Here is a 24038-nt window from a genome sequence, read left to right as displayed (position 1 = left end):
AAGAAATGAATCCCGATCAATATTGTGTCTTCGGCAATCCCATCGCCCACAGCAAGTCCCCCTTGATCCACGCCGCGTTTGCCTTGCAGACAGGCCAGGCCATGGTCTACGATCGCCGGCTGGCACCGCTCGACGGTTTTGCCCTGGCGGCCCGTACGTTTGCCGCCGAGGGCGGCAAGGGTGCGAACGTGACGGTGCCCTTTAAACTGGACGCGTGCGCGCTGGCCACCGAGCTGACGCCGCGTGCGCAAGCGGCCGGCGCCGTCAATACCCTGCGTTTCGATAATGAAACCATTCTTGGCGACAATACCGATGGCGCGGGCCTGGTGGCGGACATCGTGCGCAACGCGGGCGTGAGCGTCGCGGGCAAGCGCATCCTGCTGCTGGGCGCCGGCGGCGCGGCGCGCGGCGTCGTGCTGCCCTTGTTGGAGCATGGGCCGCAGGAAATGTTCATTGCCAACCGCACCGTGGCTACGGCCGAGGCGCTGGTGGCGCAGTTTGCCGATGCGCTGGCGCACCCCGGGCAGCTGCGCGCCGGCAGCTTCGCGCAGCCCGATGGCCAGTTCGATATCGTCATCAATGCCACCTCGGCCAGCCTGGCGGGCGACTTGCCGCCCGTGCCGCCGGGTATTTTCGGCAGCCACACCCTGGCGCTGGACATGATGTACGGCGCCCAGCCCACCGTCTTCATGGACTTTGCCGCCCAGCATGGCGCGCAGGTGCGCGACGGCCTGGGCATGCTGGTGGAACAGGCGGCCGAAGCGTTTTACGTGTGGCGCGGCGTGCGGCCGCAGACGCAGGATTTGCTGGCGCAATTGCGCAGTGCCCTGTGAGCGCCGGCAAGAAGGGCGCGCGCAAGGGCGGCAGCGGCAGCCGCTACGGCTGGATCAAGTGGCTGCTCATCCTGCCCGTGCTGGCGTTTATCGTCGTGCAACTGTATTTCTTCCTGCAAATCTGGTGGTGGGTCGACCATAACCCGTCCAGCACGGCTTTCATGCGCGAACAGTTGTCTGTCTTGCAGGACAAGAATCCCAACGCCACCATCCAGCAGACGTGGGTGCCGTACAACCGCATTTCGAACAACCTGAAACGGGCCGTCATCGCCTCGGAAGACGCGAATTTTTCCGAGCATGAAGGCGTGGACTGGGAAGCCTTGCAAAAGGCATATGAAAAAAACAGCAAGAAGCAGAAGGTCGTGGCGGGCGGCTCCACCATCACGCAGCAACTGGCGAAGAATCTGTTCCTTTCCGGCTCGCGCAGCTATGTGCGCAAGGGCCAGGAATTGATCATCACGTATATGCTGGAAAGCCTGATGGAGAAGCAGCGCATTTTCGAGATCTATTTGAATGTGGTGGAGTTTGGCACGGGCATCTTTGGCGCCGAAGCGGCCGGGCGCCACTATTACCGGGTCAGCGCGGCGGGTCTGAGCGCCGGACAGGCGGCAAAACTGGCCGTGATGCTGCCGAATCCCCGCTATTATGACCGTCACCGCGATACGGGCTACCTGAACCGGCGTACCAGTGTCATCCTGCGCCGCATGGGGGCGGCGGAATTGCCTTGAGGATAGTGGAATTTCTTTGCATAAAATCAAGGCTGCCTGATTGGCATTATTGCGGCGCAGCATCTTAATCGGCCCGGTTGGTGCAACGCCGCACTTTTTCCGTGAAAAAGCGGTGCCGGGGGTGGTCGTGAAAAGGCCTTTGCGGGTACACTTGCGCTGTTTTCATTTTTGGCGCCAGCGCCAGCACATCACGATAACCCAACATCCGGCTGAGAGCGCGCATGATCAATGTCTTTGTATTACAGAATGGCCGGCTCAACCAGGTGCCGATCGACAGCCGCGCAGACCTCGAAAATGCCGAACCGGTGTGGGTCGACCTGACCGACCCCACCGATGATGAACGGGCCTGGGTCAAGGCCATCTACAACGTCACCCTGCCGGGCGAAGACGAAGTCAAGGATATTGAAGCGTCGGCCCGCTATTACGAAGCGGAAAACGGCGACTTGCATCTGCGCACGGACTTCCTGCGCGAAGAAGACGACGGTCCCTCGCGCGTCATCACGGTAGCCTTCATTCTTGCCCGCAAGATCCTGTTTTCCATGCATACGGACGACTTGCCCGTGTTCCGCCTGGTGCGCATGCGCGCCCGTTCGCGGCCAGGCTCGATTGCCGACTACATGGACGTGCTGCTCGACCTGTACGCCACCGATGCCGAATACTCGGCCGACGTGCTCGAAGGCATCTACCAGAACCTGGAAGAAGTCAGCACGCGCGTGCTGCAAAAGGAATTTACGGATGCGCACGCGGCCGAAGCGCTGAATGCCATTGCCCACGAGGAAGATTTGAATGGCCGCATCCGCCGCAACATGATGGATACGCGCCGCGCCGTGAGTTTCCTGATGCGTGGCCGCTTGCTCAATTCCGAGCAGTTCGAGGAAGCGCGGCAGATTTTGCGCGACATCGAATCGCTGGACGGTCACACGTCTTTCTTGTTTGATAAGATCAACTTCCTGATGGATGCCACCGTCGGTTTCATCAACATCAACCAGAACAAGATCATCAAGATCTTCTCGGTGGCCAGCGTTGCCTTCCTGCCGCCTACCCTGATCGCCAGCGTGTACGGCATGAACTTCAAGCTGATGCCGGAACTGGAATGGTCGTTCGGCTATCCGTGGGCCTGGGGCCTGATGGTTACCAGCGCCATCGCCCCCTTCCTGTACTTCCGCCACCGCGGCTGGCTGAAATAAGCCCTTGTCGCCGGGACGCGTCCGCGCCCCGGCGCCACCACCGGATCTTGTCCGGATTTCAATGCGAGCGCAGCAATTTCAAAAATCAGCGATAATCACTGGTGTTGCGTGGTATTGAATTGGTATTTTCGCGTAGCCGCTTGCCTGACGCCCGATTCTTTCCCCGTTGGCTGCCTTTGGCAGAAAAGTATCGTCATTCAGACGTTTTCTGCGTGGTAGCGTCCGCCCGTTCCACCTATGATCGTTGCGATGCCAGCCTTGGCCGGCTGGCCGCCGCATTTCCCGTCACTGTTGCCTTCTGGAGAGTCCATGCCTGATACCGCCACCATCCCAACGCGCTTTACCCACCTGATCAGCGACTGCGACGGCGTGCTGGTCGACAGCGAGGCCGTGGCCCTGCAAGCGCTGCTGGAATTGCTGGGGCCGCGCCTGCCCAACCTGCCCGAGGGCGTCACCCTGCAGGGCTTGATCGAGCCGCGCCTGGGCCAGCGCCTGGTGCCGCTGATGCAGGACATCTACAAGGAGCTGGGCTTGCCGCAATTGCCGGCCGACGAGATCATGGCCATCGGCAACGCCGTCGATGTGGCCTGCGATGCGCAGTTGCGCGCCGTGCCCGGCGTGGCGCAGGCGCTGGCCGCCATTCCCCTGCCCAAGGCCGTGGCCTCGAACAGCGTCAGCGCGCGCGTGCTGTCGTCGCTCGAGCGGACTAGCATGGCGCCGCTGTTCGACAAGCGCGTTTTCACGCCGGACCTGGTGGGGCACGCCAAGCCGCATCCGGGCCTGTACCTGGCAGCGGCGGCTGCTTTCGGCGTGCCGCCTGGCCAGTGCCTGGTGCTGGAAGACAGCGTCACGGGCGTGACGGCCGCCGTGGCGGCGGGCATGACGGTATTGGGATTCATTGGCGGCGGGCATATCGCCGCCGGCCAGGAAGCGCGCCTGAAGGCGGCTGGCGCGCATGTCGTGTTCAGCGACATGGCCAGCCTGCCGGCGCTGGTGGCCGCGGTGATGGACACCGCGGTGGTGTAACTTTACGCGAGCTTGGCAAACACCTTGCGTGCGGCAGCGATGGTGGCGTCGATGACGGCATCGTCGTGCTGCGCCGAGACGAAGCCCGCCTCGAAGGCGGCGGGCGCAAAGTACACGCCTTCGTCCAGCATGGCGTGGAAGAAGGCATTGAACTTGCTGCGGTCGCCCGCCATCATTTCCGCGTAGCTGGTCGGCGGGGTGGCGCTGAAATAAATGCCGAACATGCCGCCGATATAGTCGGCGCAGAAGACCACGCCCGCTTCTTTGGCGGCGGCCGTCAGGCCTTCGGCCAGGCGCTTGGCCGTGGCGCCCAGCTGCTCGTAGAAGCCTGGCTGCTGGATCAGTTTCAAGGTGGCCATGCCGGCCGCCACGGCGACGGGGTTGCCGGACAAGGTACCGGCCTGGTAGACGGCGCCCAGCGGCGCCATATGGTGCATCAGCGCCGCGCTGCCGCCGAAAGCCGCCACCGGCATGCCGCCGCCGATCACCTTGCCCAGCGCCGTGAGGTCGGGCTGGATGCCGTACAGCGCCTGCGCGCCGCCCAGGGCCACGCGTAAGCCGCACATGACTTCATCGAAAATGAGCAGGGCGCCGTGCTGCGTGCACAGTTCGCGCATCGCCTGCAGGAATGCCGGGGTGGCTTTCACCAGGTTCATGTTGCCGGCCACCGGTTCGACGATGACGCAGGCGATTTCCGCGCCGAAGCTGTCGAAGGCGTCTTTCAGCTGTTCCACGTTGTTATAGTCGAGCACCAGCGTGTGTTTCACGAAGTCTTCCGGCACGCCGGCCGACGTCGGGTTGCCGAAGGTGAGCAGGCCGCTGCCCGCCTTTACCAGCAGCGAATCGGCGTGGCCGTGGTAGCAGCCTTCGAACTTGACGATCTTGTCGCGGCCCGTGGCGCCGCGCGCCAGGCGCAGGGCACTCATGGTCGCTTCCGTGCCCGACGACACCAGGCGTACCTGCTCGATCGACGGCACCAGGCGCGTGATTTCCTCGGCCATCAGCACTTCGCCTTCCGTCGGCGCGCCGAACGACAGGCCCAGCGCGGCCGCATCCTGCACCGCTTTCACTACTTCCGGGTGGGCGTGGCCGACGATGGCAGGGCCCCAGGAGCCGATGTAGTCGATATAGCGCTTGCCATCCGCGTCCCAGAAGTACGGGCCTTCGGCGCGCGTGATGAAGCGCGGCGTGCCGCCCACGGAGCGGAAGGCGCGCACGGGCGAATTGACGCCGCCTGGCGTGGTTTTTTGTGCGCGGGTAAACAGGATGTCGTTCTGTGAAGTCGTCGTCATGATAATCGTGCCTTGAAAGTGGATCGTTGTCTGTGTCGTCTGGTCAGTGTTTATTGGCCGCCGCGCGGGCGCTGCTGCAGGAACAGCCGGTTCGGCACCAGCTTGCCCATGCCGTGGCGCTGTGCGTGGGCCAGTGCGCCGGTGGTGAATTCCTGCGCCGCCACGACCACCTGCGGCACATCGTCTTCGTTTTCCGCCAGGGCCAGCAGGGCGGTGGCCGCGGCCGACAGGGTGCTGCCGGCGCCGTTGAAGATGCCGGGCAGGTGCTGCCATTCGTCGTGGCGCACGACGCCGTCCTCGCCGAACAGGGTATTGGCGCGCAATTTGCCTTCGGCCGTGCCGGATTTGCTGGCGTCGGCCGGCATGCCGGTGACGAGCACGTATTCGCAGCCCAGGGCCACCAGATAGTCGACGTCATTTTGCAGGGTGTCGTCCGGATCGGCGTCGCGCCAGGTCTCGGCCAGGCGCTCCAGTTCCACCGGCGAGAGCACCAGCAGGGTCGTTTGCGGGATCAAGAGCTGGCGCACGGCCGTGAGGATGTCTTCGTCGTCCATGCCCTGTTCCGGCAGCGCCGAAATGAAGGGATCGAGGATCAGCGGCACGTTCGGATAGTCGGAGACGATTTCAGCGATGGCCGTGACGTTTTCCACGCTGCCCAGCGCGCCGATCTTGATGGCGGCCACGGACATGTCTTCCAGCAGTACGCGCGCCTGGTCGGAAACCCAGTCCGGATCGACCGCCTGCACGTCTTCCACGCGCGCCGTATCGCTGATCAACAGGCCCGTGGTGACGGACAGGCCATGGCAGCCAAAGGCTGAAAACGTGGCCAGGTCGGCCTGGATGCCGATCGCGCCGACCGGATCGGACACGCCGAAGCTTAATATGAGGGGAGAAGTTTGGTTTTGCACGGCGGGTAGATTAAGATACCTAATTCAGCATTTTACTTGATTGAAGGGTGGCAGAACGTGAGTAGCAACGAAACAACGCAGCAATTCCAAACGTGGATGTGTCTTATTTGCGGCTGGGTTTATGATGAAGCGGCTGGTCTGCCTGACGAAGACATCGCTCCGGGCACGCGTTGGGCCGATGTTCCGATGAACTGGACCTGCCCTGAATGCGGTGCGCGCAAGGATGATTTCGAGATGGTGGCGCTGTAATTGATCGCGGTCCATGGGATGCCGCTGCCGCAAGCAGGTATCGCGGCAGCCTGTGCTATGGTATGAAAGATTGTCGAATAATCACATGACGCGTCCCTTTCTGCCCGAGGCGCCGGCCGATGCCGCGTGCACCGGCACCACGATACTCGTCATCGACGACAGCGCGACGATACGCAGCGCGGCCGCGAAGATCCTGGGCGAGGCCGGTTATCGCGTGGTGGTGGCGGAAAACGGCTTCGAGGCCCTGGCAAAAATTGCCGACTGCCGGCCGGCGCTGATCGTGTGCGACATTGTGATGCCGCGCCTGGACGGCTACCGCACCTGCGCGCTGATCAAGGCCAGCGCGGCGCATCACGCCACGCCGGTGCTGATGCTGTCGTCGAAGGAGGGCCTGTTCGACCGCGCGCGCGGCGCCATGGCAGGCGCCAGCGCCTGCCTGGCCAAGCCGCTGGCGCGCGAGGCGCTGCTGGAGGCCGTGCGGCTGCACCTGGCCGGGCATTTTGAGTAAGTGGTTTTATTGATTGACAACGCAGCAAGGAAGCAGATGGCCATACACACAATTCTGATCGTCGACGACTCGCCGACAGAACGCTATTACCTGAGCGAGATCCTGGTGCGTGCCGGCTACGCCGTCCTCACGGCGCAGGACGGCGCCGACGCGCTGGCGCAACTCAAGCAGGCCAGGCCCGACCTGATCCTGATGGACGTGGTGATGCCCGGTGCGAATGGCTTCCAGATCACGCGCGCCATCGCGCGCGATCCCGAACTGCAGGACGTGCCGGTGATTATCTGCTCCAGCAAGAGCCAGGAAACGGATCGCATCTGGGGCTTGCGCCAGGGCGCGCGCGATTACCTGGTCAAGCCGGTGGTCGAAGCCGAGTTGCTGGCCAAGATCGCCGCGATTTCCTGAGCATGCAGACGATGCCAGGTCACGGCGTATCCACCGCGGCTTACCCGTCCGCCGCCATGCCATCTTTCGAGACGGGTGCGCGGCAGGGGCGCTTGCGCCAGTATCAGCTGCAATTGATCGAGCGGATACAGGCCGCGCGCAGCGGCGCGCTGGCGGCGCGCAAGGAACTGGGCGTGATGCTCGGTGGCCGGCCGTGCCTGCTTGACCTGACGCAGCTTGGCGAAATCGTCATTGCCGCCGGTGTGCAGATCCAGGGTGTGCCGCTGGCGCAGGACTGGTATCTGGGCCTGGCGGCCATGCGCGGGCGTTTGACGGGGGTCGTCGACCTGGCCCGCTACATGGGCGAAGCGGCTTGCGCGCCCGGCAATCACTGCCGCATCATCACCTTTTCTCCCCGCCTGGGCCTCAATTGCGCATTGCTGGTCGAACGCGTGCTGGGTTTGCGCCAGTTGCGCGCGATGCAGCACGTGCAGGATACGGCGCAGGGCGTGCTCCCATCGTGGGCGGCGCAGGCGCTGCGCGACAGCGAAGGGCAGCAGTGGCTGCGCCTGGACCTGGCGCAGCTGGCGCAGTCGGCACGCTTCCTCGATGCCGGCTTTGACGGCCTCCCTGACCACAAGGATATTTGCTGATGGGTGCCCATTCCCCGATCCTGGCGGCCGGCTTGCCCGAAGCGCAGCACGCTCCGGAAGCGCCGGCATCGACGGCCGACCTGCCGCTGCGCCTGCGCGACGCGCTGGGACGGCGCAAGTCGCTGGCCAGCGCGCCTGCCGGGGACTGGAAGCTGCCGCTGATCGGCCATTTTCCGCTGCAAAAACAATTGAGCATCCTGTCGACGGTGATGGCCCTGAGCCTGGCCGCCAGCCTGCTGTTCGTCGGGCTGAACACGCGCAGCGGCAATATTGCCTCGGCGCAGACGCAGCTGGCCAGCGATGCGCTGATGCATTCGCAGCGCATCGGCAAGGCTGCGCCGAACGCCGTGCAAGGCAATCCGGAAGCCTTCCGCCAGCTCGAGGAAAGCCGCAATGAACTGAATCAGGATTTCCGACTGATGCTGCGCGGCGGGACGTATCACGGGCGCGATATCGGCGAGTCGCGTTCCGCCCTGTTGGCGGCGGTGGCCGACGCGCGCAAGAAGTGGGCCAGCAGCGACCGCGCGGCCAGCACCATCTTGCGTCTGAAACTGGAACTGGGCGAGTTCGACAAGACCTTGCAGCAATTGAATGCGCTGTCGCCGGCGCTGCTGGCGCAGACCGAGGAAATCGCCGCGCTCAAGGTGCAGCGTGGCGGCAATGCGCGCGACCTGGCCGTCATCGGCCGCCTGATGATGCTGAGCCAGCGCATGAGCCGCAGCGCCAGCGAGTTCCTGTCGTCGGGCAGCATCAGCTCGGAAACGGCGTTCTCGCTGGGACGCGACACGACGTATTTCCGCACCGCCGTCGAAGGCCTGCTCAATGGCAGCGTGTCGCTGCAATTGGCGCCCACGCGCGACGCCGAACTGCGCGACCGGCTGGTGGCGCTGAAAGCCAGCTTCGACACTTACCAGAAGCTGGTTTCGTCGATACTTGACCGGCTCGATAAATTCAGCTCGGCGAAAAGCGCCGAACAGCTGATTTTCAACGAGAACGAAGACCTGCGCCAGCGTTTGACCCTGCTGCAGCAGATGTACCACGTGAACCAGGAAACCCTGGGCGTCGCCTTCTGGATGATGGTCGGCGGCGTGTTGCTGACCCTGATCGCGGCGGCCGGTATCGGCCGCGTGCTGCTGCAGGACTCCGTCAACCGCACGCGCGACGCCGAGCGGCGGCGCCAGGAAGCGGAAATCCTGCGTCTGCTGTCGCAGGAAAAGGAAGAGCAGGCCAAGGCCAAGAATGAGCAGAACCAGGCGGCCATTCTGCGCCTGATGAACGAATTGCAGAAGGTCGCCGACGGCGACCTGACGGTGCAGGCGACCGTCTCGGAAGACATCACGGGCGCCATCGCCGATTCCGTCAATTACACGGTCGAGGAATTGCGCGGCCTGGTGGGGCGGGTGACGGCAACGGCCGAACAGGTCAATCGCGCCTCGACGCAGGCGCAAAGCATCTCCAGCAAGCTGTTGATCGCGTCGCAGCAGCAGTCGCGCGAAATCCAGGGCGTCAGCGCCACCGTGGTCAAGATGGCCAATGCGATTACCGATGTGTCGAAATCGGCCAGTGTCTCGGCTGACGTGGCGCGCCAGTCGGTGGCTGCGGCGCAGCAGGGTTCGACGGCGGTGGAAAACGCCATCAAGGGCATGCATGAAATCCGCGAGCAGATCCAGGATACGTCCAAGCGCATCAAGCGCCTGGGCGAATCCTCGCAGGAAATCGGCGAAATCACCGAGCTCATTTCCGACATCACCGAACAGACCAACGTGCTGGCGCTGAATGCCGCCATCCAGGCGGCCTCGGCCGGCGAGGCGGGGCGCGGCTTTTCCGTCGTCGCCGAGGAAGTGCAGCGCCTGGCCGAACGCTCGGCCGCCGCCGCCAAGCAGATCGGCGCGCTGGTGCGCACCATCCAGGCCGATACCCAGGATGCGACGCGGGCGATGGAAACGTCCACGCAGGGCGTGGTCGAGGGCGCGCGCCTGTCCGACGCGGCCGGCGCAGCCTTGAACGATATCAGCCAGGTGTCGAAACACCTGGCTGAACTAATCCAGGGCATCTCGTTCGCCACCGGCACGCAGGCCGGTTCGGCCAGCGGCGTGGCCTTGAATATCCAGCATATCCTGAGCGTGACGGAGCAGACCCAGGATGGCACGCAGCAAACGGCGCAGTCGATCCATAAACTGTCGATGCTGGCGCAGGAACTGAAAAATTCGGTGTCGCGCTTCCGCGTCGCCGCCTGAACGCCGCGCCAGTCCAGGCGATTTCCTTACCGAGGCATGCATGAGCACACCTGATAGTCCACTGCAGTCCAAGCCGTTCGACAGCGAACCTTTGTCGTGGGTGATGGTGGAAATCCGCGAAGCGCTGGGCCGCTCGAAAACAGCTTTGTTCGAGGCGGGTGGCCGCGAGCGCGAGGAACGCGCCACGGCCCTGCAGCATGCGCGCTCGCATCTGCACCAGGCGCACGGCGCACTGGTGATGGTCGACGTGGCCGGCGCCAGCCTGCTGACGGACGGCGCGGAGCAGGCGCTTTCGCGCTTTCGCGACGGCAGCCTCGAATACACCCTGGACCATGCGCAAGTCGTCGCCGAACTGTATCAGGCCCTGACCGAATATCTGGAAGACCTGGTGGCCGGCACGCCGCCGCAGCCGACGCGCTTGTTCCCCTACTACCGAGACCTGCAAACCATGCTGGGCGCCGAGCGCAGTCACCCGGCCGACCTGTTCTTTCCGCCGGCGTCGGTGCTGGAAGGGTATGCGATTGCGCTGGCGGACGCGCCCCCGGTAGCCGACTATCCGGCCTGGCGCGGGCGCTTTGAAAAGTCCCTGCTGCCCTTCCTGAAGGCGCAGGATGACGCGGCGCGGCGCCAGCATGCGAGCGACTTGCACGCCACCTTGACGCTGGTGGCCGATGCGCAGCAGGAAGCGCCGGCGCGCACCTTCTGGTTCGCCATGCAGGCGTTTGCCGGATTGGCGGCCAGCGGCGAGGGCATGGGTACGCTCAACGTCAAACAGTTGTTCGGCCTGATCAATCTGCAGTTGCGCCGCCTGGCGCAGGGCACGGCCAGCCTGCCCGAAGCGATGCTGCGCGACGCTCTGTTCTTCATTGCCGCCGCCACCGAGCCCACGCCGGAGGCGCGCCAGCTGCGTGCCGCCTTCGCTCTGGACGGGCAGGTGCCCGCCGATCTGGAAACGCGGCGCTACGGTCAGGTCGACCAGGAGGCCTTGCAAGGCGCCCGCACGGCACTGGCGCAGGCGCGTGCCAGCTGGAGCCGCCTGGCGCAAGCCGACCTCGATCCCGCCCTGGGCACGGATTTTGACGCATCCCTGCAACAGGTGGCCGCGCATGCGGAGTCCCTGAAGCAGCCGGCCCTGGCCAGCCTGTTGCGCGAATGCGCGGCCGTGGCGCGGCAAGCCGTGGCCAGCGGACGCAGTGCGGCCCTGGAAAATGAAATCGGCATGGCGCTGCTGTTTGCCGACACGGGCCTGGAGCAGGTGCGCCGCCTGCCCGACGATTTCGCCGGCAATGCGGAAACCATCGCCGCGCGCCTGCAGGCGCTGCTGGCTGGCGAAGCGCCGCCGCCCGTCACGGCGGGCGAGCTGTCGCGCCAGATCGAACAGGGGCAGACGGTGGCCGCGCTGGCCGAGGAAATGAAGACGGGCCTGCGCCAGGTGGAAAAGGTGCTCAATGCGTATTACGCGGATGCAGCGGGGGCGAAGGCGGGGGCACTCGATGGCGTCGCGCCCGTGCTGGAGCAGTTGCAGCAGCAGTTGGCCGGGCTGGAACAGGAAGAGGCGCGCGCCGCCGTGCTGCAGGTCGATGCGGCCGTGCGGCAGCTGGCCGGTGGCGACGCCAATACGGAGGCGCGCGCCGGGGCGCTCGACGAGATCGCGCAAAATGTCAGCGCGCTGGGATTTTTTGTCGACATGCTGGGCCGTAACGCGCAGGCGGCCAGCGGGCGTTTCCATTTCGACGCCGCCGCCGGCGCCTTCCGCGCCCTGCCATTTGAAAAAGTCGCCGCCGCCGGCGCCGTGCCCGTACCCTTGCTCGACCAGGCCCTGGCGCCCGCCGCGCCTGCCGGCATGGATGCCGCGCCGGCAGTGACCGATGTCGATGCGGAGATGCTCGACATTTTTATGGCCGAAGCGCGCGAAGTGCTGGCCTTTGTCGACACCACGCTGGCCCTGCCGCGCGAGCAAGCCGCCAGCGGCGACCACCTGGCCATGCTGCGTCGCTCGTTCCACACCCTGAAGGGCAGCAGCCGCATGATCGGCCTGGCGCAGTTTGCCGAAGCGGCCGGCGCCATCGAGCGCGTCATGAATACCTGGCTGGCCGAAGCGCGACCCGTCAGCGACGATCTGTTTACCCTGCTGAACTACGGCTGGTACCAGCTCAGCGAATGGGTGGCGGAACTGGAAGGCGGGGCAGGGCGAGAGCGCGAGGCCGGCATGCTGCTGGCGGCGGCCGAGCGCGTGCGCGAAGGCGGTCCGTTCGAATTGCGCAAGCCGCGCCCGGCCGCGCCCGTGGCCGGCAATGGCAATGTGATCGGCCTTCCCCTGGCCACGGGGCCCGCGCTCCACGAAGCGCCGGACGATCACCTCAAGCACGTGGGCGAACTGCGCGTCAGCCTTCCCTTGTACAACATCTACCTGGCCGAGACGGATGAATTGCTGCGCGTGCTCACGCGCGACTTCGGCGAATGGCGTCATGAGCAGCGCGCCGTTAGCGCGGAAGCGCTGCAAGCCGTGCATACCCTGGCGGGGACGTCGGGCACGGTCGGCTTCCAGTCCCTGCGCGACCTGGCGCATGCGCTCGAGACGGTGATCGAAACGGTGGTGCCGCCGCTGGCCGGCCTGCGCGCCGAACAGCACGACGTGCTGGAGCAGGCCACGCAGCGCATCGGGCAAATGCTGCAGGCGTTTGCGCTGGGCGATCTGGCGCCAACGCAGCCGGACATGATCGAAGCGCTCAACACCCTGTGGCGCGCCCTGACGGCGGCGCCCGGCGAGAGCAAGGAAGAGCGGCTCGACGCCCTGTTTGCGGCCGCTTACGCCAGTATCGTCGGCGCACCGGCCCAGCCTGCCGAGTCGCTACCCGACGCGCTGGCCGACGCATTGGCCGAGATTCCTGTGCCGCAGCTCGAGACCCTGTTCGAGGCGACGTATGCGAGCATCGTCGCCGACGCGCTGCAGCCGGCTGCTGCCGAAGTACCTCTGCCAGCGCCGGTGCAGGACAGCGGCGCCAGCGATGACCTGTTCGACGCCGGTTTCGAGCACGCGCCGCCATTGGAGCACGCGGCGCCGGAAGCGCCGGCGCCTGCCATCATGCCAGCCGATGCGGCCGCGCTGCTGGCGGCCAGCGCCGGCATCAGCGATGAACTTGACCTCGATTTATTGTCCGTCTTCCTGGAAGAGGGCGCCGACCTGCTGCCGCAGATCGGCGAGGCGCTGCGCAGCTGGCAGCAGCAGGCGCACGACAGCGGCCAGGCACAAATGCTGTTGCGCACCCTGCATACGGTCAAGGGCAGCGCACGCATGGCCGGCGCCATGCGCCTGGGCCAACATGCGCATGAAATCGAGACGCATATCGAAAACATGCTGCATGCGGGCACCGCCACGCCGCAGGCTTTCGAGGAATTGCTGGCCCATTACGACCATGCGTTGCACCTGTTCGAGCAGTTGCAGCAGCCCTTGTTGCCCTTGCCGGGCATGGAAGACACGCCGGTCGCCGAACCGAAGGCGGCCCTGGTGCGCGTGCGCGCCGATATTCTCGACCGCCTAGTGAACCAGGCGGGCGAAGTGTCGATCACGCGCTCGAAGATGGAAAATGAAGTCGGCGTGTTGGGCGCCTCGCTGTCCGAGTTTTCCGACAACCTGGCGCGCTTGCGGCGCCAGCTGCGCGAAGTGGAAATGCAGGCCGAATCGCAGATTGCCTCGCGCATGGCCGTCGGCAGCGAGCGCGATTTCGACCCGCTCGAATTCGACCGCTTTACGCGCTTGCAGGAACTCACGCGCATGATGGCCGAAAGCGTCAACGACGTGGCCTCCTTCCATGAAAACCTCAGCCACAGCGTCGACGCGGTGACGGACGACCTGGTGCTGCAGGCGCGGCTGACGCGCGAGCTGCAGCGCGACCTGATGCAGATCCGCATGGTACCGTTTGCCAGCATCGCCGAACGCCTGTTCCGCGTGGCGCGGCAAAGCGCCAAGGAAGTCGACAAGCGCGTCAATCTCGACATCCGCGGCGGTGGCGTGGAAATCGACCGCAGCGTGCTCGAACGCATGGCTGCTCCGTTCGAACACCTGCTGCGTAACGCCATCGTGCACGGCGTCGAGCCGCGCGACGCGCGCCTGGTTGCGGGCAAGAGCGAAACGGGTGAGCTGCTGGTGCAGGTCAGTCAGCAGGGCAACGAAGTGGTGATCGCCTTTTCCGACGATGGCGCGGGGCTGGACCTGGAGCGCATCCGTGCCAAGGCGCACGGCGCCGGCCTGCTGGCGACGGACGCGCCATTGACCGACGCGCAGGCGGCCGAGCTGATTTTCACACCGGGTTTTTCCACCGCCGACAGCCTGACGGAATTGGCCGGACGCGGTTTTGGCATGGACATCGTGCGCTCCGAAGCGCTGGCGCTGGGCGGGCGCGTGGAAACGCTGACGCAGGCGGGCCTCGGCATGCGCTTCACTATCCACCTGCCGCTGACCCTGGCCGTCACCCAGGTGGTGCTGCTGGCGGCGAACGGCAAGACGTATGCCTTGCCATCGGTGCTGGTGGAGCAGGTGCAGCACTTGAAAGGCGAGCAGCTGGAGCAGGTGCGGGCGGCCGGACGCGTCGAGTCGCACGGGCAGTCGCTGGCGCTGCACCACCTGTCGGCCATGCTGGGCGAGACGCCGACGGCGCAGGCCACGCAGCGCTATGCGCCCGTGCTGTTGCTGAGGAATGGCAATGACAGGCTGGCCTTGCAGGTCGATGACGTGCTGGGTAACCGCGAAGTCGTGGTCAAGCACGTGGGCCCGCAACTGGCGCGCATGCCGGGCATTGCCGGCGCCACGGTGCTGGGCACGGGCGACATCGTGCTGATCCTGAACCCCGTGGCGCTGGCGCAGCACCTTGAGCACCATCCGGAACTGCTGTCGCAATATGCGCTGGCCAGCCGCGAGCAGCATGCCGTTTCCAGCGCGCTGGCCGCGCCGGTTGTGCGCGTGATGGTGGTCGACGATTCGCTGACGGTGCGCCGCGTGATGCAGCGCCTGTTCGAGCGCGAAGGCTACCAGGTGCTGCTGGCCAAGGATGGCGTCGATGCGCTGGAGCAGTTGTATGCGCTGGAGCCGGCTGCCATGCCGGCCCTGCTGCTGGTCGACGTGGAGATGCCGCGCATGGATGGTTTTGACTTGACGCGCAATGTGCGCAGCGACGACAAGACGCGCGCCATCCCCATCATCATGATCACTTCGCGCAGCGCCGACAAGCACCGCGCACATGCGTTCGAGCTGGGCGTGAATGCGTATTTCGGCAAGCCGTTCCAGGAAGAGGAATTGCTGGCGGAGGTGGGGCGCTTGTTGACCGAATCTTGACCTACGCCACCACCTTTACCACGGCATAGCGTTCCAGGGTCTCCTTGCGCGCCTCGTCGTGCTGCACCAGCGGTTCCGGATAGTCGCGCCCCAGCACGATGTTTTTTTGCTCGAGCAGCATGCGCGGCACCAGCCAGGGTGCGTGGATTTCCTTGTCGCCCAGCGCCTTCAGCTGCGGCAGGTAGCGGCGGATGAAGCGCCCGCTGGCATCGAATTTTTCCGATTGCGTGATCGGATTGAAGATGCGGAAGTAGGGATGGGCGTCGCAGCCGGACGACGAAGCCCATTGCCAGCCGCCGTTGTTCGACGCCAGGTCGAAGTCATTCAGGTGCAGCGCGAAATACGCTTCGCCGCGGCGCCAGTCGATACCCAGGTCCTTGATCAGGAAGCAGGCCGTGACCATGCGCAGGCGGTTGTGCATGTAGCCCGTCTGGTTCAGCTGCGCCATCGCCGCGTCCACCAGCGGATAGCCGGTGCGTCCCTCGCACCAGGCGGCAAAGGCGGCATCGGCTTCAGGACCCGTTTCCCACGCGATGGCGTCGTAGGCCGGCTTGAAGGCGCCGCCTTCCACGTGCGGGTTCTGGTACAAAATCATGGCGTAGAAATCGCGCCAGATCAGTTCGGCCAGCCAGACGGGCGCGCCATCGCCTCCGCCGCCCCTATCCATCAGGTCGACGATGGTGCGCACCAGGTAGCGCAGCGACACGGTGCCGAAGCGCAGATGCATGGACAGGTAGGACGGTCCCTTCAGGGCGGGGAAATCGCGCGCCACGTCGTAGCGGGCCACGCGCGGCAGGAAATCCTCGAACAGCATGCTGGCGCCCGACATGCCGGTGGGAATGGCCAGCTCGGCCAGGTTGCTCGGTTCGAAACCCAGCTCGCCCAAGGTGGGCAGGGGCATCGGTGTGCCGGTGCGCGGCGGCGCCAGGCTGGCCGCATGCGGCTCGATAGCGAATGGCGCCAGGCAGCCGGGTTCCGCGCGCATTTTCTTCAGCCAGGCATTCTTGTACGGCGTGTAGACGGTATACGGCTTGGCCGAGAGCGTCAGCACTTCGTCCTTTTCAAAGATCACCTGGTCCTTGAAACTGAACCACAGGCGCGCATCGCGCGTGAGCGCGGCGGCCACCGTGGCGTCGCGCGCGATGGCCTGCGGTTCGTAGTCGTGGTTGGCAAAGACGGCGTCGGCGTTCAATTCGGCGGCCAGGCGCGGGATGGCCTCGGCCGCGTCCGCGTGCAGCACGATCAGGTCGCCGCCCAGCTGGCGCAGCTCGCCAGCGAGCTCGGCCAGGCTGGCATGGATGAAGTCGACCCGCCGGTCGCGGCGCGGCAGGGCCGCCAGGATGGCGGTGTCGTACACGAAGACGCAATGCACGGCCTGGCTCTGGCGCAGGGCGTGATGCAGTGCAGCATGATCAAACGCGCGCAGATCGCGCCGGAACCACACCAGGGAAGTCTTGATTGTCATTATTTCGCGTGTTCAGGGTCAAAGATAGGCCATTTTTTGCCGCCAACGGGGCTTTATCGCCGCTCGCGTCGCGCCTTTGGCGTCGCTGCGGCGGCAATTCAGTGTAAACTACCGGGTATGTTCGTGGTGCTTTATGTGCGACAGCGATTTTGCAATCAATTTTACAATTGGCATTGAAATGCGCCTGCAGGCAAAGCGAATTGACCATTAATTTATAACATAACAAGAATAGCGCCTGGCAACACGGCTCTCGCCGCCCAACATTCGCGGCAGGAGGTGCCAGGCGTACGATAGCGGGGTAAGCGAGACTTGCCAGCAAGCCCACAGAGAGAGCATCGCGTATGAAAAAGAGTAAAATCGACCAGACTCTACCAGGACATCGTTTGATGCAGGGTGTGGGAGAGCCGGCTGCGACCGGTTCCTCCACCCTGAATCTGGCCAACCATTTCCTCATTGCGATGCCGGCCATGCAAGATCCGATCTTCGGCGGCACGGTCGTGTACGTGTGTGAACATAATGAAAACGGCGTGCTGGGCGTCGTCATCAACAAGCCCACCGACATGACCATGGAAGTGCTGTTCGACCGCATCGACCTGAAACTGGCGGCCGGCAGCGACACGCCCATCATCAACGAACCGATCATGTTCGGCGGTCCGGTGCAGGACGACCGCGGCTTCGTGCTGCATACGCCGGGCGCGCGCTATTCCTCGTCGCTGACGGTGACCGATGAAGTGGCGTTTACCACCTCGATCGACGTGCTCGAAGCCGTCGCCAAGGGCGATGGCCCCGAGCGCATGCTGGTCTCGATCGGCTACTCGGGCTGGAGTCCGGGCCAGCTGGAAGACGAGATCGGCCGCAACGGCTGGCTGACGGTGGGCGCCTCGGCCGACATCCTGTTTGATTTCCCCATCGAGCAGCGCTACGTGGCGGCCATCAAGTTGCTCGGTATCGATCCGCTCATGCTGGCGAGCGAGGCCGGACACGCATGAGGTGGATGCCATAAACCTACTGCGCAGCCCACTTTCGGGCATCCGTTGCTCGCTGTACCTTCGTACAGCTCCGCTACTCAACCCGACATTGAGCTTGCTCGCTACGGTTTCTGGCACCACCTATGTTGATCTTTATTATGGAAAAATGCTGTGACGAGTGACGCCATCGACACCATCCTCGCCTTCGATTTCGGCTTGAAACGCATCGGCGTGGCCATCGGCAATACCATGATTTGCCAGGCCAAGCCGCTCAGCGTGATCACGGCCACGGCGAATGAGCCGAAGTTTGCTGCCATCGATAGCCTGATCAGGGAGTGGGGCGCGAGCCGCATCGTGGTGGGCTTGCCCAGCCATCCCGACGGCACGGAACACGAAATGAGCGCGCGCTGCCGCCGTTTCGCCAACCAGGTGCATGGCCGCTTCAACCTGCCGGTGGAACTGGTCGACGAGCGTTATTCATCGGCCGTCATCGCCGCCAAGCGCGGTGAGGTCATCGATGACCGCGCCGCCGCCATCATCCTGCAACAGTATTTCGACGCGAATTATTAATCTGACCTTTGACCCATTCCTGAATGATCAAGAACCCTATGCCGCATCCTACGAATCCTTCCCAACTCGACGCCGAGGCCCTGTACGCGGTCTTGCTGCAACAGGTGCAGAGCGGCCTGGCGGGCATCCCCAACGTGGCCATCGTCGGCATCCATTCGGGCGGCGCCTGGCTGGCTGAACGCCTGGCACGCGACCTGAACCTGCTCGACCGCCTGGGCGTGCTCGATGTCTCGTTCTACCGCGACGACTTCGCCCAGAAGGGCCTGCATGCGGACGTCAAGCCGACGCAAATCAGCTTTGACGTGGCCGGCGCCACCATCCTGCTGGTCGACGATGTGCTGTACACGGGCCGCACCACGCGCGCGGCCATCAACGAATTGTTCGACTATGGCCGCCCGGCCAAGATCATGCTGGCCGCCCTGGTCGACCGCGGCGAACGCCAGTTGCCGGTGGCCGCCGATTTCGTGGCCGCCTTCACAGCCGTGCCGCCGGGCCAGGCCCTGGTCCTGAAGCAAGCCGACGATGGAAAATTCACGCTCACCATAGATAACCACCATGCTTAATCCGCAACTGAATAAACACGGCGAACTGCAACATCTGCTGACGATTGAAGGCTTGCCGAAGTCTATCGTCAACCACATCCTCGATACCGCTTCCTCGTTCGTCGGCATCTCCGACCGCGATGTGAAAAAGGTCCCGCTGATGCGCGGCAAGAGCGTTTTCAACCTGTTCTTTGAAAACTCCACGCGCACCCGCACCACCTTCGAGATCGCGTCAAAAAGGCTGTCGGCCGACGTCATCAACCTGAACATCCAGGCGTCATCGGCCAGCAAGGGCGAGTCCCTGCTCGACACCATCGACAACCTGTCGGCCATGCATGCCGACATGTTTGTCGTACGCCACGCGCAGTCGGGCGCGCCTTACCTGATCGCCAAGCACCTGATCGACACGAAGCAGCCGCACGTCCACGTGGTCAACGCGGGCGACGGACGCCATGCGCACCCGACCCAGGGCTTGCTCGACATGTATACGATCCGCCACTACAAGAAGGATTTCACCAACCTGACGGTGGCCATCGTGGGCGATATCCTGCACAGCCGCGTGGCCCGTTCCGACATCCACGCGCTGACCACCCTGGGCGTGCCGGAAGTGCGCGCCATTGGCCCGCACACCCTGCTGCCGGGCGGCCTGGAACAGATGGGCGTACGCACCTTCACCAACATGGATGAAGGCCTCAAAGGCGTGGACGTGATCATCATGCTGCGCCTGCAGAATGAACGCATGAGCGGCGCGCTGCTGCCGTCGGCGCAGGAATATTTCAAGAGCTATGGCTTGACGCCCGAGCGCCTGGCGCTGGCGAAACCGGACGCCATCGTCATGCATCCGGGCCCGATGAACCGCGGCGTGGAGATCGATTCGGCTGTGGCCGACGGTCCGCAGGCGGTGATCCTGCCGCAGGTGACGTTCGGTATCGCCGTGCGCATGGCGGTGATGAGTATTTTGGCTGGTAATCAGGGCTGATAGCCCAAGGACGAGTAAGCGAGCATGACGACACTACATATCAAGAACGGCCACCTGATCGACCCTGCCAACGGCATCGATGGCTTGCAAGACCTGTTTATCGCCGACGGCAAGGTGCTGGCCGTGGGCAGCGCCCCGGCCGGTTTCACCGCCGACACCACCTTTGACGCGGCCGGCCTGGTGGTTTCCCCCGGTCTGGTCGACCTGTCCGCGCGCCTGCGCGAGCCGGGCTACGAATACAAGGCAACGCTGGAATCGGAGTTGCAGGCAGCCCTTCAGGGCGGCGTCACGAGCCTGGTGTGCCCGCCCGACACCGATCCCGTGCTCGACGAGCCGGGCCTGGTAGAAATGCTGAAATACCGCGCCAAGACGCAGAACAAGGCGCACGTGCATCCGTTGGGCGCACTGACCATGGGATTGAAGGGCAAGTCGCTGACGGAAATGGCCGAATTGACGGAAGCGGGCTGTATCGGCTTTGCGCAGGCGGAAGAGCCGATCGAAGACACCACCGTGCTGCTGCGCGCCATGCAGTACGCGAACACCTTCGGCTACACGGTCTGGCTGCGCCCGCAAGACCCGCACATCGGCCGTGGCGGCATCGCCCACAGCGGTCCGCTGGCATCGCGCCTGGGCCTATCCGGCGTGCCCGTGATGTCCGAAACCATCGCGCTGCACACGATCTTTGAGCTGATGCGCGCCAGCCGCGCGCGCGTGCACCTGTGCCGCATCTCGTCGGCGGCGGGCCTGGAACTGATCCGCGCCGCCAAGGCCGAAGGCTTGCCCGTCACCTGCGACGTGGGCGTGCACCATGTGCACCTGACGGACGCCGATATCGGTTTCTTCGACCCGAACGCGAGGGTCACGCCGCCGTTCCGCAGTCAGCGCGACCGCGATGCGATCCGCGCCGGCTTGCTCGACGGTACGGTCGACGCCATGTGCTCGGACCATACGCCCGTCGACGACGATGAGAAACTGCTGCCGTTCGGCGAAGCGTCGCCCGGCGCCACTGGCCTCGAACTGCTGCTGTCGCTGGCCCTGAAATGGGCCGACGACTATGCGCTGGCGCAACCGCAGGCGGGCGCCCGTCCGCTGGCGCGCGCCGTGGCCAAGGTCACGTCCGATGCGGCCCGTGTCGCCGGCATCCCTGCCGGCAGCCTGGCCGTGGGCGAAGCGGCCGACATCTGCGTCTTCGACCCCGCCGCGCGCTGGACCGTGTCGTCGGCGTCGCTGGCCAGCCAGGGCAAGCACACGCCTTTCCTCGGCTATGAGCTGAGCGGCATCGTCAAGGCGACCATCGTCGCCGGACAGGTGGCGTATCAGCGTTAAAAAATCAGATCCGTGGACCGGGGCACGCTGCCCCGGCATCCCTTGTCTGCTCCCGGATTTCGGTTCTGGTTTATTTGTTGGTGTGATTTGAAACTTCTGCTTACCTACCGCCTCGCGCGCATCGCCATTCACCTGAGCTGCGGCATGGCCAAGAGCGCCATGCTCTTTCCCTGGCTGGACCTGGAGGGGCGCAACCGGCGCATCCGCCGCTGGTCGACGCAGCTGCTCGATATCTGCGGCGTGCACGTGGCGCAGCCGGCGGACAGCGTGCCGGCGCTCGACCATGCGATGGTGGTGGCGAACCACGTGTCGTGGCTCGATATCTTCGTCATCAATGCCGTTCACCCCTGCCGTTTCGTCGCCAAGGCGGAAATCCGCGCCTGGCCCATCCTGGGCTGGCTGGCGGGACGCGCCGGCACCATCTTCATTTCGCGCGGCAGCAAGCGCGATTTGCGCCTGATCTTCCAGGGGCTGGTGGACAAGTTGACGGCGGGCGAGCGCATCGCGTTCTTCCCCGAAGGCACCACCGCCGCGCAAGGACAGATTTTGCCGTTCCACGCCAACCTGTTCGAGGCGGCCATCGACGCGCAAGTGCCAGTGCAGCCGTTCGCGCTCGTGTATGTGGATGACAAGGGCGCGCTGCACCACGCCGTCGATTTCATCGGCGAGATGAGTTTTGCGCAAAGTATGGTGGCGATATTGAGCGGCCCGCCCATCACGGCGCGCTTGACTTGCCTGGCGCCGGTGGCGACCCTGGACGCGCACCGGCGCGACCTGGCGGCGGCAACGCAGGCGGCGGTGGCCGCCGCGCTGCCGCTGGAGCAGGCGGCTTAACCCTTCACGTGCAGCCAGCGTGCATGCGCGGCGCGGGCCAGGTAGTCGAGGATGAAGCCGAGTATGCCGATCAGCACGATGGCGGCCATCAGCTCTGAATACGCGAGGCGGTCGCGTGTATCGAGGATGAAGTAACCGAGACCCGCCGACACGCCCAGCATTTCCGCCGGCACCAGCACGATCCAGATGATGCCGATGGCCAGGCGCACGCCCGTCAGGATATCGGCCGTGATACCCGGTAAAATCACCTTGAAGACGATTTCGCTGCGCGTGGCCGACAGGCTGCGTGCCAGCAGCAGCCAGTTCGGATCGAGCCGCGCCACGCCGGCCGCCGTATTGAGCAAAATCGGCCAGACGGCCGCAAACGCCAGCAGGAAGTACACGGGTGCATCACCGACACCGAGCACCATCACGGCGATCGGCATCCACGACAACGGCGAAATCATGCGCAGCAACTGGAACAGCGGCATGGCCGCACCGGAAAAGCTCTTCGACATGGCCACCAGCACGCCCAGCGGCACGCCGATGACGATCGCCAGTCCCAGGCCCACGGCCACCCGTTGCAGGCTCAATACCACGTGTAGCCAGATATCCGAACCGCCCACCATCTCCTGGAACGCCAGCGCCGTGGGCAAGGGCGCGAAGGCGGTGGCGATGGGCGTGGATTTCTCCAGTGCCGTCACGCCCATGGACCACAGCAGCAAGGCACAGGCCAGCCCCACCAGGGGCAGGCCGAACTTCGTGAACAACTTGCTTGCCATCGTCAGACCGCCACGGTTTCGCTGCGCAGCAGGTTGGCCGGCAAGCCGAAGGCGGCTGGGCCGCCGACTGCCGTGATGGCCTTGCGCACGAAGCGGTCATCGACCAGGTCGCGCGCGGCGAACTTCGGATCGAGGTTCGCCAGGAAGCGCGTATCGCCTTCGACCTTGGTACGGCCGATGGCGCGCACCAGTTCTTCCGTGTACGAGGCAAACGGATACGGCTGGAAGTCGATGCGGCGCTGCTGCCAGTTCTTGTGCACGATCAGGCCCTGTTTTTCATAGCCGGCGTAATCGCTGGTGGCCAGCACCTTGGTCAGCACTTGCAGCGGATGCGGCGTGTAGCGGTGCTCGCCCACGTTCGACAGCAGCTTGGCCGTGTCGACCTGGTTCGAGCGCGTCCACAACTGCGCCTTGACGATGGCGTTGGTGACCTTCTGCGCCCATTCGGGGCGCGTGTCGATGTCGCGCTCGGACAGGAAGGTGACGCAGCATGCATGGTTTTTCCACACGTCGCCCGAGAAGCGCAGGATCTTGCCGATGCCGGCGTTTTCTGCCGCCGCATTGAACGGCTCGGCCACGATGTAGCCGGCAATCGACTTGCTGGCCAGCGCGGAGACCATTTCGGCCGGCGCCAGCACGATCAGATTGACCTCATTCGATTTGATGGCTGCGTTGCGCGCCCGCGTGACCGGGGTCAGGCCGTTGGAGGACAGGATCTGCTGCAGCAGGATGTTGTGGATCGAATACCAGAACGGGATGGCGACCGTGCGCCCGCCCAGGTCGGAGACCTTGTTGATCTCGTTGGCCACCGTCAGCGCGGAACCGTTGACGTGGTTCCAGGCGACGACTTTCGCAGGGAACTTGGCGCCGTAGCGCACCCACAGGGTGGCCGGCGACAGCAGGTGGATGACGTTGACCTGGCCGGCGACGAAGGCTTCGATGATCTGCGCCCAGCTGCGGAACAAGCGAGGCGTTTCCGCCTGCAGGCCTTCCGCTTCAAACAGCTTGCGGGCGTGGGCGACGAGCAGCGGGGTGGCGTCGGTAATCGGCAGGTAGCCGATTTTCACGGGCTGGTCGTCGCCTTTCGGGCCTTGCTGGGCCATGGCGTCACCGGCGAACAGCAGGGGAGAAGCCACGCTGGCCGTGGCCAGGGCCGACATGCGCAGGAAGTCGCGCCGCGTCAGGCCGCAGTCGCAATCGGACGAAGCGCAGATATGCAGGGGTTTGTTTTGATCTTCGAATGTCATGGGAAAGTTCCG

General features: G+C 64.7%; 22 protein-coding genes. 16 read left to right on the top strand and 6 right to left on the bottom strand.

What is annotated here, in order from left to right:
- The first annotated feature begins 5 nt into the window (after positions 1-5).
- Both aroE and mtgA read left to right on the top strand, forming a co-directional pair.
- Positions 6-833, top strand: a complete 828-nt coding sequence (aroE, locus tag O3300_RS20975) for a shikimate dehydrogenase (RefSeq protein ID WP_305054009.1) — start codon at positions 6-8, stop codon at positions 831-833.
- Positions 815-1561, top strand: coding sequence for a monofunctional biosynthetic peptidoglycan transglycosylase (gene mtgA, locus O3300_RS20970; RefSeq protein ID WP_369812317.1), 747 nt, complete (start codon positions 815-817; stop codon positions 1559-1561). The genes aroE and mtgA overlap by 19 nt, the downstream gene beginning before the upstream one ends.
- A 64-nt stretch (positions 1562-1625) precedes the next feature.
- Here the strand turns inward: mtgA and O3300_RS20965 are convergent, their stop codons facing one another.
- Positions 1626-1784 carry a hypothetical protein gene (locus O3300_RS20965; protein WP_161789554.1) on the bottom strand — a complete coding sequence of 53 codons (159 nt, stop codon included), beginning with the start codon at positions 1782-1784 and terminating at the stop codon, positions 1626-1628.
- On the opposite strand from O3300_RS20965, the gene corA reads away from it, so the two are divergent.
- Together corA and O3300_RS20955 are read left to right on the top strand one after the other, a co-directional pair.
- A complete protein-coding gene (gene corA / locus O3300_RS20960; protein ID WP_077408488.1) occupies positions 1783-2748 on the top strand; it encodes a magnesium/cobalt transporter CorA in 966 nt (321 codons plus the stop codon). The genes O3300_RS20965 and corA overlap by 2 nt on opposite strands.
- Before the next feature lie 309 nt (positions 2749-3057).
- A complete protein-coding gene (locus O3300_RS20955; RefSeq protein ID WP_305054007.1) occupies positions 3058-3774 on the top strand; it encodes an HAD family phosphatase in 717 nt (238 codons plus the stop codon).
- A 2-nt stretch (positions 3775-3776) separates the two neighbouring features.
- On the opposite strand, the gene hemL is transcribed toward O3300_RS20955, so the two are convergent.
- Positions 3777-5066 (bottom strand): glutamate-1-semialdehyde 2,1-aminomutase, encoded by a 1290-nt coding sequence (gene hemL / locus O3300_RS20950; protein WP_099666534.1) that lies wholly within the window; start codon positions 5064-5066, stop codon positions 3777-3779.
- A gap of 50 nt (positions 5067-5116) precedes the next feature.
- Positions 5117-5974, bottom strand: coding sequence for a hydroxymethylpyrimidine/phosphomethylpyrimidine kinase (locus O3300_RS20945; RefSeq protein ID WP_305054006.1), 858 nt, complete (start codon positions 5972-5974; stop codon positions 5117-5119).
- Between the two features lie 96 nt (positions 5975-6070).
- On the opposite strand from O3300_RS20945, the gene O3300_RS20940 reads away from it, so the two are divergent.
- The 6 genes from O3300_RS20940 (at position 6071) to O3300_RS20915 (ending at position 15334) form a co-directional block, all read left to right on the top strand.
- Complete coding sequence (locus O3300_RS20940; RefSeq protein ID WP_010401308.1) at positions 6071-6223, top strand: rubredoxin; 153 nt, start codon at positions 6071-6073, stop codon at positions 6221-6223.
- A gap of 85 nt (positions 6224-6308) precedes the next feature.
- Positions 6309-6731: a response regulator gene (locus tag O3300_RS20935; RefSeq protein WP_099666536.1), complete on the top strand. Its 423-nt coding sequence runs from the start codon at positions 6309-6311 to the stop codon at positions 6729-6731.
- 36 nt (positions 6732-6767) lie between these two features.
- Complete coding sequence (locus tag O3300_RS20930) at positions 6768-7133, top strand: PleD family two-component system response regulator (RefSeq protein WP_077408483.1); 366 nt, start codon at positions 6768-6770, stop codon at positions 7131-7133.
- 2 nt (positions 7134-7135) lie between these two features.
- Positions 7136-7765, top strand: coding sequence for a chemotaxis protein CheW (locus tag O3300_RS20925; protein ID WP_289903526.1), 630 nt, complete (start codon positions 7136-7138; stop codon positions 7763-7765).
- On the top strand, positions 7765-10002 hold the full coding sequence (locus tag O3300_RS20920; RefSeq protein WP_289913197.1) for a methyl-accepting chemotaxis protein: 2238 nt from the start codon (positions 7765-7767) through the stop codon (positions 10000-10002). Before O3300_RS20925 ends, O3300_RS20920 begins: the two co-directional genes overlap by 1 nt.
- Before the next feature lie 40 nt (positions 10003-10042).
- Complete coding sequence (locus O3300_RS20915) at positions 10043-15334, top strand: Hpt domain-containing protein (RefSeq protein ID WP_305054005.1); 5292 nt, start codon at positions 10043-10045, stop codon at positions 15332-15334.
- 1 nt (position 15335) lies between these two features.
- On the opposite strand, the gene O3300_RS20910 is transcribed toward O3300_RS20915, so the two are convergent.
- Positions 15336-16799: a deoxyribodipyrimidine photo-lyase gene (locus tag O3300_RS20910; protein WP_305054004.1), complete on the bottom strand. Its 1464-nt coding sequence runs from the start codon at positions 16797-16799 to the stop codon at positions 15336-15338.
- Between the two features lie 386 nt (positions 16800-17185).
- Between O3300_RS20910 and O3300_RS20905 the strand changes: the two genes are divergently transcribed.
- The 6 genes from O3300_RS20905 (at position 17186) to O3300_RS20880 (ending at position 22018) form a co-directional block, all read left to right on the top strand.
- Entirely contained in the window at positions 17186-17788 is a 603-nt protein-coding gene (locus O3300_RS20905) for a YqgE/AlgH family protein (RefSeq protein ID WP_034746689.1), read from the top strand.
- A gap of 165 nt (positions 17789-17953) precedes the next feature.
- Positions 17954-18337: a Holliday junction resolvase RuvX gene (gene ruvX / locus O3300_RS20900; RefSeq protein WP_070256114.1), complete on the top strand. Its 384-nt coding sequence runs from the start codon at positions 17954-17956 to the stop codon at positions 18335-18337.
- Positions 18338-18375: 38 nt separating this feature from the next.
- Complete coding sequence (pyrR, locus tag O3300_RS20895) at positions 18376-18900, top strand: bifunctional pyr operon transcriptional regulator/uracil phosphoribosyltransferase PyrR (protein ID WP_289900306.1); 525 nt, start codon at positions 18376-18378, stop codon at positions 18898-18900.
- Positions 18893-19858, top strand: coding sequence for an aspartate carbamoyltransferase catalytic subunit (locus tag O3300_RS20890; protein ID WP_034746695.1), 966 nt, complete (start codon positions 18893-18895; stop codon positions 19856-19858). Before pyrR ends, O3300_RS20890 begins: the two co-directional genes overlap by 8 nt.
- 24 nt (positions 19859-19882) lie before the next feature.
- Positions 19883-21184, top strand: coding sequence for a dihydroorotase (locus O3300_RS20885; protein WP_305054003.1), 1302 nt, complete (start codon positions 19883-19885; stop codon positions 21182-21184).
- An 87-nt stretch (positions 21185-21271) separates the two neighbouring features.
- Positions 21272-22018, top strand: coding sequence for a 1-acyl-sn-glycerol-3-phosphate acyltransferase (locus O3300_RS20880; RefSeq protein ID WP_305054002.1), 747 nt, complete (start codon positions 21272-21274; stop codon positions 22016-22018).
- Here the strand turns inward: O3300_RS20880 and O3300_RS20875 are convergent.
- Together O3300_RS20875 and O3300_RS20870 are read right to left on the bottom strand one after the other, a co-directional pair.
- The gene (locus tag O3300_RS20875) at positions 22015-22779 is read right to left on the bottom strand and encodes an ABC transporter permease (protein ID WP_099666544.1); all 765 of its coding nucleotides are present in this window, start codon (positions 22777-22779) and stop codon (positions 22015-22017) included. The genes O3300_RS20880 and O3300_RS20875 overlap by 4 nt on opposite strands.
- Before the next feature lie 2 nt (positions 22780-22781).
- A complete protein-coding gene (locus O3300_RS20870; protein ID WP_305054001.1) occupies positions 22782-24026 on the bottom strand; it encodes an ABC transporter substrate-binding protein in 1245 nt (414 codons plus the stop codon).
- Between the last annotated feature and the right edge of the window lie 12 nt (positions 24027-24038).

The organism is Janthinobacterium sp. SUN206, assembly GCF_030587305.1.
In the GTDB taxonomy this organism is placed as follows: Bacteria; Pseudomonadota; Gammaproteobacteria; order Burkholderiales; family Burkholderiaceae_D; genus Janthinobacterium; species Janthinobacterium kumbetense.
This window is presented reverse-complemented; position numbering and strand designations above follow the sequence as displayed.